At 69.7% G+C, this 12,625-nt stretch carries 13 protein-coding genes; 3 read left to right on the forward strand and 10 right to left on the reverse strand.

Going from position 1 to position 12,625, the window contains the following annotated elements:
- Nucleotides 1-66: 66 nt before the first annotated feature.
- A complete protein-coding gene (locus tag NMK44_RS24295) occupies nucleotides 67-492 on the forward strand; it encodes a PLD nuclease N-terminal domain-containing protein (RefSeq protein ID WP_254746451.1) in 426 nt (141 codons plus the stop codon).
- A gap of 89 nt (nucleotides 493-581) precedes the next feature.
- Here the strand turns inward: NMK44_RS24295 and ccsB are convergent, their stop codons facing one another.
- The 7 genes from ccsB to hemL all read right to left on the reverse strand — a co-directional run bounded on the left by ccsB (nucleotide 582) and on the right by hemL (nucleotide 8,475).
- Nucleotides 582-1,685, reverse strand: a complete 1,104-nt coding sequence (gene ccsB / locus NMK44_RS24300; protein WP_254746453.1) for a c-type cytochrome biogenesis protein CcsB — start codon at nucleotides 1,683-1,685, stop codon at nucleotides 582-584.
- A complete protein-coding gene (resB, locus tag NMK44_RS24305) occupies nucleotides 1,682-3,550 on the reverse strand; it encodes a cytochrome c biogenesis protein ResB (protein WP_254746455.1) in 1,869 nt (622 codons plus the stop codon). The genes ccsB and resB overlap by 4 nt, the downstream gene beginning before the upstream one ends.
- Before the next feature lie 3 nt (nucleotides 3,551-3,553).
- Nucleotides 3,554-4,318, reverse strand: coding sequence for a cytochrome c biogenesis CcdA family protein (locus NMK44_RS24310; RefSeq protein ID WP_254746457.1), 765 nt, complete (start codon nucleotides 4,316-4,318; stop codon nucleotides 3,554-3,556).
- Between the two features lie 2 nt (nucleotides 4,319-4,320).
- Nucleotides 4,321-4,938 (reverse strand): TlpA family protein disulfide reductase, encoded by a 618-nt coding sequence (locus tag NMK44_RS24315; protein WP_254746459.1) that lies wholly within the window; start codon nucleotides 4,936-4,938, stop codon nucleotides 4,321-4,323.
- Between the two features lie 123 nt (nucleotides 4,939-5,061).
- Nucleotides 5,062-6,246, reverse strand: coding sequence for a polysaccharide deacetylase family protein (locus NMK44_RS24320; RefSeq protein WP_254746461.1), 1,185 nt, complete (start codon nucleotides 6,244-6,246; stop codon nucleotides 5,062-5,064).
- Between the two features lie 217 nt (nucleotides 6,247-6,463).
- Nucleotides 6,464-7,150 carry a histidine phosphatase family protein gene (locus NMK44_RS24325; RefSeq protein ID WP_254746463.1) on the reverse strand — a complete coding sequence of 229 codons (687 nt, stop codon included), beginning with the start codon at nucleotides 7,148-7,150 and terminating at the stop codon, nucleotides 6,464-6,466.
- A gap of 8 nt (nucleotides 7,151-7,158) precedes the next feature.
- On the reverse strand, nucleotides 7,159-8,475 hold the full coding sequence (gene hemL, locus NMK44_RS24330) for a glutamate-1-semialdehyde 2,1-aminomutase (RefSeq protein ID WP_254746465.1): 1,317 nt from the start codon (nucleotides 8,473-8,475) through the stop codon (nucleotides 7,159-7,161).
- A gap of 116 nt (nucleotides 8,476-8,591) precedes the next feature.
- Here hemL and NMK44_RS24335 point away from each other — a divergent pair, with 116 nt between their 5' ends.
- Entirely contained in the window at nucleotides 8,592-9,140 is a 549-nt protein-coding gene (locus NMK44_RS24335; protein WP_254746467.1) for a hypothetical protein, read from the forward strand.
- A gap of 498 nt (nucleotides 9,141-9,638) precedes the next feature.
- On the opposite strand, the gene NMK44_RS24340 is transcribed toward NMK44_RS24335, so the two are convergent.
- Nucleotides 9,639-10,007 carry a hypothetical protein gene (locus tag NMK44_RS24340; protein ID WP_254746469.1) on the reverse strand — a complete coding sequence of 123 codons (369 nt, stop codon included), beginning with the start codon at nucleotides 10,005-10,007 and terminating at the stop codon, nucleotides 9,639-9,641.
- Between the two features lie 121 nt (nucleotides 10,008-10,128).
- Nucleotides 10,129-10,473 (reverse strand): MerR family transcriptional regulator, encoded by a 345-nt coding sequence (locus NMK44_RS24345; RefSeq protein ID WP_254746593.1) that lies wholly within the window; start codon nucleotides 10,471-10,473, stop codon nucleotides 10,129-10,131.
- Nucleotides 10,474-10,580: 107 nt separating this feature from the next.
- Here NMK44_RS24345 and NMK44_RS24350 point away from each other — a divergent pair, with 107 nt between their 5' ends.
- Complete coding sequence (locus tag NMK44_RS24350) at nucleotides 10,581-11,387, forward strand: aminotransferase class IV family protein (protein WP_254746471.1); 807 nt, start codon at nucleotides 10,581-10,583, stop codon at nucleotides 11,385-11,387.
- Nucleotides 11,388-11,497: 110 nt separating this feature from the next.
- Here NMK44_RS24350 and NMK44_RS24355 read toward each other — a convergent pair whose 3' ends face one another.
- Nucleotides 11,498-12,610, reverse strand: a complete 1,113-nt coding sequence (locus tag NMK44_RS24355) for a PepSY domain-containing protein (RefSeq protein ID WP_254746473.1) — start codon at nucleotides 12,608-12,610, stop codon at nucleotides 11,498-11,500.
- Nucleotides 12,611-12,625 lie beyond the last annotated feature (15 nt).

Genomic DNA, 12,625 nt, shown 5'->3' on the forward strand with positions numbered 1-12,625 from the left:
TACCCTGGTCCCGTAACTGGGGCCCGTGCCTTCGGCCCCGAACACCACACGCAGGGGGATCGCCTCATGCTCCGGGTGCTGATGATCCTGGTGCCGCTGGCACTCAGCATCTACGCGTTCATCGACTGCATCACCACCGACGAGCAGGACATCCGCTACCTCCCCAAGCCGATCTGGGCGATTCTGGTGCTGCTGTTCCCGGTCGTCGGCTCGGTCTCCTGGCTGATCGCGGGCCGTAAACGCGCGGTGGCCGGCGAGGTCCGGGGCGGCGCGCGCGGGGGCGGCGGCTGGGTCGCGCCGGACGACAACCCCGAGTTCCTGAAGTCCCTCGGAGGACAGAAGGACGAGAAGGACACGGGGGAGGCGCAGGAGGCGGCAGAGCGGCCCGCGGAGGACGACGAGCAGCGGCTGAAGAGCTGGGAGGCCGATCTGCGCCGCCGCGAGGAGGAACTGCGCCGCAAGGGCGAGGCCCCCGGGGACACGAACGAGTGAGACGACACGGCGGGGAGGCGCGCGAGCCGATGTGCTCGCGCCCCTCCCCGCCGTGAGACGTCGGCCCGCCGGAGCGGACCGTCCTGCGGTCAGACCCCGGCGTAGGAGTGCTTGCCGGTGACGAAGATGTTCACGCCGTAGTAGTTGAACAGGTAGCAGCCGAACGCGATCAGCGCGAGGTAGGCGGCCTTACGGCCCTTCCAGCCCGCGGTGGCCCGGGCGTGCAGGTAGCAGGCGTAGGCGACCCAGGTGATGAAGGACCAGACCTCCTTGGGGTCCCAGCCCCAGTAACGGCCCCAGGCGGCCTCGGCCCAGATCGCGCCCGCGATGATCGTGAAGGTCCACAGCGGGAAGATCGTGGCGTTGATCCGGTACGCGAACTTGTCCAGGGACGCCGCCGAGGGCACCCGCTCCAGGACCGAGGAGGCGAACCGGCCGAACTTCTTCCCCTTGGGGTTCTCCAGCTGCGCCTCGTACCGGTCACGGAAGAGGTAGAGCAGCGTGGAGACGGCGCCGATGTAGAGCGAGGCACCGGAGACGATCGCGCAGCTGACGTGGATCCACAGCCAGTAGGAGTGCAGCGCGGGAACCAACTGGTCGCTGTCGGTGTACAGGACGGAGACGGCGAGCCCGAGGTCGAGGAGGACCGTGGTGACCAGGGGCAGACCGATCCAGCGCACGTTCTTCTTCAGCGCCAGCAGGACGAGGTACGTGCCGACCGCGACCATGGCGAAGGTCGTGGAGAACTCGTACATGTTGCCCCACGGGGCCCGCTGCACCGACAGGGCGCGGGCGAGCACGCCCCCGGCGTGGAAGAGCAGGGCCAGCACGGTCAGACCGACCGCGATCCGGCCGTAGACATCGCCCTGTTCCGTGCCCCCGGCGGCGCCCGGACCGTCCGGGACGTCCCGGCTGCCCGCGGCGGAGCGGGTGATCACCTTGGGCCGCTCCAGCACCGCGGTGCCGCCCTTCTCGGCGGTGTTCCCGCCGACCTGGACGGTGACCTGGGCACGCGGGGCGGCGGCCGCCTCGGCGGTGATCGCGGCGGCGGTGCGGCCGACGGCGCTGCGGCTGCCGAACACCCACTCGGCGATATGGGCGAGGAAGGCGAGGGTGTAGACCGCCATCGCCGAATAGATCAGCACATTGCTGTAGTGCGCCAGTGTCTCGTTGACTTCGGCGGCGAGGTTCACGCGTGCGCTCCTTCGGATGGATCTGCGGGATCCGTGCCGTCGGCCCCGGGTGCCGGATCGGATTCCGGTTCACCTTCCGACTCGGGTTCCGGCTTCGATTCCGGTGCGGGTTCCGGTTGGCGTTCCGGTTCCGTCCCGGACGCGGGGGAGGTTGCGGCCTCCGACGCGGGGGGCGCGTCGGCTTCCGGCGCGGGCGCATCGGCTTCCGGTGCGGGCGGCGCGTCGGCCTGGAGGCGGACCGCCAGATCGGCGAGCTCCTCCGGCAGCTTGGCGGACTCACTGCGGCCGAGCCCGGCCATCTCGACCACGGTGGTGCCGTCCTTGCCGGCCACCGCGCGCACCCACACCCGGCGGCGCTGGATGAACAGGGAGGCGGCCAGACCCACCAGGGCGGCCACCGCGCCGATCAGCGCGCCCTCATTACCGGGCTTGTGCGAGACCTGGAAAGTGGCCCACTCCTTGACCCCCTCGAACTTCAGAGAGCCCGCGCCGTCGGGCAGCTTCATGGAGTCGCCGACCGCCAGCGCGCGGGCGTACTTGGTCTTGCCGTCGGACTCCATGAACTGCTTCATCCGCGACTTGTCGAGCTGGTACACGCTCTGCGGTGTACCGCCGTTGATACCCAGGCTGCCGTGGTAGGCGGTGAGCACGAGCGTCGGATTGTCCAGCGCGGGGAAGACGGAGAACATCCCCTGGCTGCGCACCCAGGTGGGCAGGAACTGGCCCTGGAAGGCGATCTGGTCCTTTTTGCCCGCCTTGTTGTGGTAGTCCGGGACCTTGATGACCATGCTCTCGGTGAGGTTGGCCCCGTCGATCGGCAGACCGGCCACCGGCCCCTTGTAGGCGACCTCGCCCTCCCCGTCCCTGACGGTGACCACGGGGGCGTAGCCGTGGTTCAGCAGGTAGACCTTGTAGCCCGAGACCTCGAGCGGCTCATTGACCTTGATCCGGGCCTTGCGCTCGGCGCCGTCCGCGCCCTGCCAGTAGGTCACGTCCGCGCTGAAGGTGCGCGGGGTGCGCATCTGCGGTCCGCTGCGTTCGTAGGTCGCACGGAAGTCGTCGAGCTCGAAGCCGAACGGGGCCAGGTCGTTCTTGTCGAAGAGCTGGCCCGTCTTGAGGTCGTCGAAGCTCACCGCGCTGTTGACGAAGCCGTCGCCCTCCACGACCAGCTTGCTGGCCTCGACCTTCCAGAGCTGTCCCGCCGCGAAGGACACCAGCAGCACGATCAGCGCGATATGGAAGACGAGGTTGCCCACCTCGCGCAGATAGCCCTTCTCCGCGGCGACCGCGTCCCCCGCGCTCTCGGTGCGGAAGCGGCGCCCCTTCATCACCCGGCGGGCGGCGCGGAGCACCTCCTCCGGCTCGGCGTCGGTGCGCCAGGTCGTATAGGCCGGAAGCCGGGTGAGGCGGCGCGGGGCGCCCGGCGGACGGCCGCGGAGCTGGCCGATGAACTGCCAGGTGCGCGGGACGATGCAGCCGATCAGCGAGATGAACAGCAGGATGTAGATCGCCGAGAACCACACCGAGCTGTAGACGTGGAAAAGCTGGAGCTTCTCGTAGACGGGCGTCAGCGTCGGGTGGTCGTCCTTGAAGGTCTGGACCTTGAGCTGGTCGATGCTGGTCTGCGGGATCAGCGAACCGGGGATCGCGCCGAGCGACAGCAGGAAGAGCAGCAGCAGCGCCACCCGCATCGAGGTGAGCTGGCGCCAGAACCAGCGGACCCAGCCCAGCAGCCCCAGCGAGGGGAGGCTGATCTCCTCGGACGGTGCGGTGGAGAGCTGCGAACCGGCCGCGCCCAGTTCGCGCTCCTCCGCGCTGGCGCCGCGCGCCGTATCGGCCGCGGTGTCGGTATCGGTGGTGGACATCGATCAGATCCCAACGTTGAAGCCCGCGGCCCAGCTTTGCATTTCGCTCATCATGGTGTCCCAGACACCGGTGAGCATCAGCACCCCCAGGGTGATCAGCAGTCCGCCACCGGCCCGCATCACCCAGACGTAGTGCTGCTTGACCCAGCCGAAGGCGCCGAGCATACGGCGGTAGGCGAGGGCGACCGCTATGAACGGCAGGCCCAGCCCCAGGCAGTAGGCGGCGACCAGCAGCGCACCGCGCGCCGCTGTCCCCTGCTGGAAGGCAAGGCTGGTGGCGGCGCTGAGCGTCGGCCCGAGGCACGGCGTCCATCCGACACCGAACAGGACCCCCAGCACCGGTGCGCCCGCCAGCCCCATGGTCGGCTTGATGTGGAAGCGGAACTCCCGCTGCCCGAACCCCTTGAGGATCCCCATGAAGGCCAGGCCCAGCACGATGGTGATCACCCCGAGGACCTTGCTCAGGGTCTCCCGGTGCGCCTGGAGGTCATTGCCGAAGTTGCCGAACAGGGCCCCGCCGGAGACGAAGACCGCGCTGAACCCGAGGACGAAGAGAGAGGCGCCCGCGAGCATCCGGCCGCGCCGGGCCTCGGCGAGATCGGCACCGGTGATCCCCGTGACGTACGACATATAGCCGGGCACCAGCGGCAGCACACAGGGGGAGAAGAAGGAGACGAGTCCGGCGAAGACGGCGATCGGCAGGGAGACCAGCAGTCCCCCCGTCATCACGGTCTCGTTGTATCCGGCGACGGCGGCGAGTGTGCTCACGCTCACTTCTCCGCGATCAGCGGGTCGAGCATCGAGCGGAGCCGCTCCTCGCTCAGCGCGGTGAGCGTACGGGCCGCGATCCTGCCGTCCCGGTCCAGGACGATGGTGGAGGGGATGGCCTGCGGGTTGAGGCTGCCCTTGGGGAAGCGCAGCATCAGCTTGCCCATCGGGTCGTACAGGCTCGGGTACTCGACGCCGAACGCCTTCTCGAACCTACGGGCGGGGGCGCGGTCGTTGTCACGCGTGTTGATCCCCACGAACTCCACGCCGTCGCGCTTGGTGTCCTTCGCGACCTTGGCGAGATTGGGCGCCTCAGCCCGGCACGGCGCGCACCACGAGCCCCAGACGTTCAGCACGACGATCTTACCCTTGAGGTCGGCCACATCGAGCTGCTCGTCCTCGAGGGTCGTGCCCGACAGCTCGGGGGCCTCGGTGCGCTGTCCCTTGGGCACGGTGTCCACGCCACCCTTGCCCTGGACGAACTTGGTGTCGGAGGAGCCGCCCGAGGTGCCGCCGGAACCGCAGGCGGTAAGGGTCAGCGCGGCAACCGCGGCCCCAGTGGCCAGCACGGTTGCGCGACGTCGGGTCGCGAGGCGCCGAGGGGCGCGGCAGGCACTCATGTGAAAAGTTTCGCATGGACCTTTTGGGGATCTTCGCCACCCCCCTTCGGCCTGGCGGTCCGGGCCGTTCCCCACCCACGACCCGGACCGCCGGAACCCGCTCGGCGACCGGCCGGCGGCCGGTCAGCGGTTGGCCCGCCAGGTCTCGCCCACCTCGAACGAGCGCAGCTCCTGCAGTACCGCCGGGTCCTGGGCGTCCATCCAGTCGGTGAACTGCCGGAAGGAGACCAGCCGCACATCCTTGTGCTTCTCGTCCGCCATATGCTTCAGCGCTTCCTCGACGGCATCCATGTAGATACCGCCGTTCCACTGCTCGAAGTGGTTTCCGATGAACAGCGGCGCGCGATTGCTCTCATAGGCGCGCCGGAATCCGGCTATGTACGCCTCGGTGGCCTGCTTGCGCCAGCCCGGGTAGTTGGACGGCGGCGCGTTCGTGGAATTGCGCGACTGGTTGGCCAGGATGTTGTAGTCCATCGAAAGCACTTCGAAGGAGTGCCCGGGAAAGGGAATCTGCTGCAACGGGAAGTCCCACAGTCCCTGCTTCTTCGAAGGCCACACCTGGCGGCCGCCGGGGGAACTCGCGTCATAGCGCCAGCCCAGCTTCCTGGCCGTCGGCAGCAGATTCTCCTGACCCTTCAGACAGGGGGTGCGGCCGCCGATGAGCTCCTTGCGGTAGTCGAACGGCAGCGGATCGAGGTCCTTGAAGCCGGTGTTCGTCCGCCATTTCGTGACGAAGGACACAGCCTGCTCGATCTCGGATTCCCACTGGGCCGGCGTCCAGCGCTCGACCGAACCGCTTCCGGCGCAGAAGTGGCCGTTGAAGTGGGTGCCGATCTCATGGCCCTCCAGCCACGCCTTCCGCACGTTCTCCAGGGTCATCCTGACGTGCTCATCGGTGAGGTAGCCGATGTCGGAGGCACCGACCGGGTTGTTCGGCGGCCGGTACATCGACTTCTTCGACTCCGGCAGGCAGTAGATGCCGGAGAGGAAGAAGGTCATGGTCGCGCCGTGGTCCTTGGCCAGCTTGCGGAACCGCGGGAAGAGACCGTTGCCGACCTCTCCCGCGCCGTCCCACGAGAAGATCACGAACTGCGGGGGCTTCTGGCCGCGTTCCAGCCGCTCCGGCTTCGGCTCCTTGGGCCGCTGGACGCCCCGGGAGGTCGAACCGTCGCCGATCGGCTTCGCCTGCTGCGTCTCCCGCGGCTTGGGCTTGCTGGAGGACCCCGACGAGGAGCAGCCGGCGACAGCAAGTGACGCCACCGCTCCCGCACCGAGACCGAGGATCCCCCTCCGGCTGACCTCACGCATAACGTCCTCAATTCGCACTCGCCGTACTGGTTGTCCGGGGCTGGCGGACAACTCTTGAGATGACGAGACGAATAGCGGGGTTCCGGAGGGACGCCGTCAATTACACAAACAACACATTGTCTTCAGGCGATTACCGCGCGCATTGGAACCGATACGCCGGGAAATCCGTCGGGGCCCTATGGGCGCGCCATGAGTTGATCAGGCTGCCATGAGTCGATCACGCGCCGAACCCTTTGGACGCCCCTTTCACCGGCTTGGCGCCCGCCAGCAGATGCGCCGGGACGAGATCACGGGCCGGTTCGCTGTAGCCGACCGACACGATCTGGTCACCGCGGTAGGTGAAGCTGGTGAGGCTCGCCAGCGTGCACTGCCGCTTGCGCGGGTCGTGCCACAGCCGCCGCCGCTCCACGAAGCTGCGCACGATCCAGATCGGCAGCTGATGGCTGACGCACACCGCCTCATGGCCGCGCGCCGCGTCCCGCGCCGCGCCCAGCGCCGCCATCATCCGCACCACCTGGTCGATGTACGGCTCACCCCAGGAGGGGCGGAAGGGGTTGGTGAGATGGCGCCAGTTGGCAGGCTTGCGCAGCGCGCCGTCCCCCACGCCGAAGGTCTTGCCCTCGAAGGCGTTCGCCGCCTCGATCAGCCGCCGGTCCGACGCCACGTCCAGCCCGTGCGTCTTGCCGATCGGCTCCGCCGTCTCCTGCGCCCGCTCCAGCGGGGAGGCGACGACATGGGTGATGTCACGGTCGGCCAGGTGCTCGGCGACCCGGTCGGCCATCCGCCGGCCCAGCTCGGAGAGGTGGTACCCGGGCAGCCGCCCGTACAGCACACCCTCGGGGTTCTCCACCTCACCGTGGCGCATCACATGGACGACGGTGATCTCGTTCTCGCTCTGAGTCATGTCACCCATCATTCAGTCGCCTCGGCGGCGGCCCGCGCCGCCCCCGGCAGAGCCGCGGCCACCCGCTCCAGCGCCCGGTCGTCATGGGCCGTGGAGACGAACCACGACTCGAAGGCGGACGGCGGCAGGTACACCCCCTGCGCCAGCATCGAGTGGAAGAACGCGGTGAAGCGGAACGCCTCCTGCGCCTTGGCCTTCTCGTAGTCGGTGACATCCGCACCGGTGAAGAAGACCGAGAACATGTTGCCCGCGACCTGGAGGCGGTGCTCCACGCCCTCCTTGGCGAGCGCCTCCGTCACCAGCGACCGCAGCCGCTCGGAGAAGGCGTCGACCTTCTCGTACGCCGCGTCGTCCAGCAGCCGTAGCTGCGCCACCCCGGCGGCCGTCGCGACCGGGTTACCGGACAGCGTGCCCGCCTGGTACACCGGTCCGGCCGGGGCCAGCCGCGCCATCACATCGGCGCGCCCGCCGAAGGCCGCGGCCGGGAAGCCGCCGCCCATCACCTTGCCGAAGGTCATCAGGTCCGGCTCCACGCCGTCGAGGCCGTACCAGCCCGCCCGGGAGACCCGGAAGCCGGTCATGACCTCGTCGGAGACGTACAGCGCGCCGTTCTCCGCGCACAACTGCTTGAGTCCGGCATTGAATCCCGGCAGCGGCGGCACCACGCCCATGTTGCCCGGCGACGCCTCGGTGATCACACAGGCGATCTCGCCCGGGTGCGCGGCGAACGCCTGCCGCACCGCCTCCAGGTCGTTGTACGGCAGCACGACGGTCTCCCCCGCCTGCGCGCCCGTCACCCCGGGGGTGTCCGGCAGCCCGAAGGTCGCCACCCCGGACCCGGCCGACGCCAGCAGCGCGTCCACATGCCCGTGGTAGCACCCGGCGAACTTGATCACCTTGGCCCGGCCGGTGAACCCGCGGGCCAGCCGGATCGCCGACATCGTCGCCTCGGTGCCCGACGACACCAGGCGCACCTGCTCGACGGGCCCGACCCGGCCCACGATCTCCTCGGCGAGCTCCACCTCGCCCTCACCGGGCGTACCGAAGGACGTACCGCGTGCGACCGCGGCCTGCACGGCCGCCGTGACCTCGGGGTGGGAATGGCCGAGGATCATCGGTCCCCACGAACACACGAGGTCGACGTACTCCCTTCCGTCGGCATCCGTGAGGTACGGACCGGCACCGGACACCATGAATCGGGGCGTACCTCCCACGGCGCGGAAGGCCCGCACCGGAGAGTTCACGCCGCCGGGCGTCACGACCGCCGCGCGATCGAAAAGCGTCTGCGAAACTGGGGCTGCGTACGGATAGCTCACGCAAGCCATGTTGTCAGAGGCCGACGGAGTCCTGCCGTGGGGCGTTTCACCGCTCCGGTGCGGGGGAGGTCTCTCTAACATTGATCGGGTTGCGCGGTGGTGGCCGCGAGTGGTCGGGTGGAGATATGCATCGCGGTGGCGAACTGGGTGAAGGGACCGACGACCGAGGCCCCGAGCGCGCCCGCCCCGGACGCCATCGGCGGGAGAATGCGGGCAGGGCAAGCAGAAGCGGGGGCCGCATGGGGGTGACCTACAAGTACTTCGGCGCGCCCGACGGGGCCACCGCGGCCCGGGTCCCCATCTCCATGCGCCCCGAGGAACTCGGCGGTGACGAGCTCGGCCACGGCATGTTCACCAAGATCAAGCCGGAGACGGTGGCCGCGATGGTCCTCACCGGTATCGAGGGTGTCCCCCTCCACAAGGTCCCCCCGCTCGAACTGGTCGTCCTCCACCCCGACTACGCCGTCGTCAAGCTCCCGATGACCGCCGTGGACCCCCTGCGCGGCGTGGGCGAGGAAGCCGTCGGCGCCGCCGCCTTCATCTGGTCCACCGTCCCCGACCGCGGCGGCCCCCGCGACGCCTTCACCGTCTACCAACTCCTCCACGAGTGGCAGGACTTCTCGCATCGGTTGCATGAGGCGGGGCACCAGCCGTACTGCCTGGTGTGGCCGTGACGCGGAGCTGAGGCCCTGGGGACCTCAGCGCGGGCTCCTGCGGGTGGCGGGGAACAGATGCACTCCTCCGCGAAGAGTGCGGTGTAGCCGGGCGCATCCCCGCGGACGGGGAACAGTTGGCCATCGCGTACCGCATGCGCGCGTAGACGGGGCCATCCCCGCGGGGCGGGGAGAACTGGGTCGAGGCCGAGGGCGCGATCTACGACATGGGGTCATCCCCGCGGGTGCGGGGAGCAGACGCACGCGACCGGCCACCCGACGGAATGAGGGGGACCATCCCCGCGGGTGCGGGGAGCAGCGCATGAGGGTCTGCCCGCACTGCCAGGAGTCGGGACCATCCCCGCGGGTGCGGGGAGCAGAGGAGTTGACCTGCGGCTTTATCGTGGGCGGTGGGCAATTTTACTTACTTTCAGGGATTCCGGCATTGCTCGCAATTCCCCCCTCGTCCGCTCATCCACCCGCCAACCCTAAGCCCCACCTCCCCATCCAGCCAGCCGGTCAGGGACTTGGATCCCTCTTGTTGAGGCCCAGTTCGGCGATGACGGATCGGACGAGCGCTTCGCGTAAGCGGTGGGCGTCGGTGAGATAGCGGTCCGGGCCGACCGGGATGTGCCAGTGGAGGCGGGGGCCCGTCGTACGGGTGATGGGTGGGACGCCGACGTAGGTGATGGTGGGGAGTTCCGTGCGGAGGATCCGTACCTGGCGGATGCGTTGCCAAGCGTGCGCTGCGCCGGGGCGGATCAGCCAGTAGACATGCGCGTAGTCGGCGATCACCGCGCCTGATTGGCTGCCCAGGAGCGCGAGGGCGCGTTCACCGATGGGGGCGGGGGCGCGGACGGCGTCCCAGTGGATGCTGGCCTCCGCCATTTCGACATCGTGGCGCGGTGGGGCCCACGGCGATGGTGTTGCGATACGGGTGTGCACGCGGCCGACCGTAGGAGCAGCGGCGGCGCGGCCAGGGCAGAGATCCTGCCTCTCGAACCCGGGTTCAGGGCCGGGACAGGTAGTCCGCCAGGGTTTCGCGGCGGCGCTGGAGGGTGGCGATGCGGTCGTCGGTGGCCGTCAACTCCCGCGCCAGCGTGGAGCGCAGATCCGCGCACCATTCGAAGTGCGGCTGCTCGCCCCGGACGCAGGGCAGGACATCGCGGATGACCTCGGTGGACAGGCCCGCCTCCAGGAGGCCGCGGACCTGGTGGACGGTGAGCACCGCGTCCTCGTCGTACGCACGGTAGCCGTTGGAGCCGCGGCGGGCGGTGAGGAGGCCCTGCTGCTCGTAGTAGCGCAGCAGGCGACGGCTGACGCCGGTGCGCCGGGAGAGCTCTCCGATCAGCATGCGGTCCGTCCCGTCCCCTTCGGAGTTGACCTTGTCATCGGTGTGAAGGCTTAACGTCGCTGTGGGCGCGGGCATTCCGCGTCGAGTTCCTTCCGACGGGGTTGGATATGAGCAGGTATGTCGTTCAGCGCAACGGGGTGGCGGCGTCCGTCGAGGAGTTGGCGCCGCTCGCGTTCGCGGGGTACGCCCACTTCACCGCGGCGCAGGTGCGTGACGGCGGGGTACGGGGGCTCGATCTCCATCTGCGGCGGCTGCGGGTGGCCTCGGAGGAGATGTTCGGGACGGCGCTGCCGGACGAGCGGGTGCGCGAGCTGCTGCGGGCCGCGCTGGAGGCGGGCGGGGCGTCCGATGTCTCGCTGAGGGCCACGGTGTACTCCCCCGTCGGCGAGTTCAGCACGGACGAGATCGGGCCGGAGCTCGACCTGCTGGTGAGCACGGGGCCGCCCGCGGACGGGCCCGCGGGACCGCTGGCCATGGACACCGTGGAGTACGAGCGGGTCCTCCCGGCCGTGAAACACGTCGGCGAGGTGGCCAAGACGTATTACCCGCGACAGGCGGTGCGGCACGGCTTCGACGACACCGCCTTCGTCGACCGGCGGGGACGGCTCAGCGAGGCGTCGATCTGGAACCTGGCCTTCTGGGACGGCTCCGCGGTGGTGTGGCCCGTGGCCGACGTCCTGGGCGGGGTGACGATGGGCATCCTTCGGCGTCAGCTGGAGCGGCTCGGGGCGCCGCAGCGGGACGCGGAGATCACGCTCGCCGATCTGCCGGGGCTGGCGGGGGCCGTGGTCATGAACTCCTGGACGCCGGGGGTCTCCGTGAACCGCGTCGACGGGACGTCCGTCCCCGAGGCGCCCGCCTTCCTGGAGCTGCTGCACCGCGCCTACGAGGCCGAACCGCTCACCGCGCCGTGAGCCGTGAGCCGTGAGCCGTGAGCCGTGAGCTGTGAGACAGCGGCATCACACGGATGACGCCCGGCCGGGGTTGCCCCCGCCGGGCGTCATCAGATGCGTGAGGCTCGCGGTCACGCGCCGGGGTGACCGTGCCCGGCGTGGTCCTTGTGCTTCTCCACCTGGGTGGTGCTCAGCACACAGCCGGTCTTCGGGTCGATCAGCACCCGCTTGACGACGTGGTCACACTCGACCTCGACCGCCCACACCAGGCGCTTCTTCTGGTGCTGAGGGGCCCGGTCGGCCTTGTGCTGCGCGTCCTCCGGGGGGCAGTCCTCGACCAGCTCGGCCTTGAGGGCCCGGCCCCCGACCTCGCACTCAGCGATCCGGAGCGCGTCGGCGAGGGTCACAGAGCCGTTGTGCTTCGCCTCGGCCTTCGGAGCCTTGTGGGTCTGGTGGTCCTGGTGGTCCTGGTGGTGGGACGGGTCACCGTGGTGGTCGCCGTGCGCGGGACGCATCGCGCTGCGGTCCTGCGCCTGCGGTGCGGCCTGGGGCATGGCCCGCAGCGGGGATCCGTCGCCGTAGTGGCCCTCGTCGCGGGTGCCGGCCTCGTCACGGCCCTCGTCGTCACGGCCTTGGTCGTCACGGCCCTCGTCGTAACGGCCCTCGTCGTCCCGGCCGTTGTCGTAGCGGCCCTCGTCGTAGCGACCGCTGTCGTAGCGGCCCTCGCCGTTCTCGCCGTACTGCTCACGCTGGCCGTTCTCGCCGCTCTCACCGTTCTCGCCGTACTGCTCACGCTGGCCGTCGGCCTCGTTCTCGCCGTTCTCGCCGTAGTGCTCGCGCGGGCCGTTGCCGTGCTCGCCGTACTGCTCGCGCTGGCCGTTGTCCCCCTGCTCCTCGCGCTGCTCCTCCTGCTGCCCCTGCTGCTCGCGGGGGCCGCTCTGCTCGCGCTGCTGCTCGTGCTGCCCGTGGTGCTCGCGCTGGCCGTGCTCCTCGCGCTGCTCACGCTGCTCGCTCTGCTCCTGCTGGCGGCCATCCCCATGTTCATGCCCGTGCTCATGGTGCTTCCGCGGCTCCTGGGACCGCTGCTCGCACGAACCGTTGGACTTCGGGTGCGGGGCCGTGGCCCACGCGGCCGCCGGAGCGCCCGTCACCAGCGCCGCCGCCGCGACGGCACTTGCCGAGACGACGCCCCAGCGGCGGAAGGACCGACGGGGCCGCTGCACGAATCTGTTCTGCTGCGTCATGGGCTGCATTCACTC

The sequence above is a fragment of the Streptomyces cucumeris genome (assembly GCF_024295805.1).
In the GTDB taxonomy this organism is placed as follows: Bacteria; Actinomycetota; Actinomycetes; order Streptomycetales; family Streptomycetaceae; genus Streptomyces; species Streptomyces cucumeris.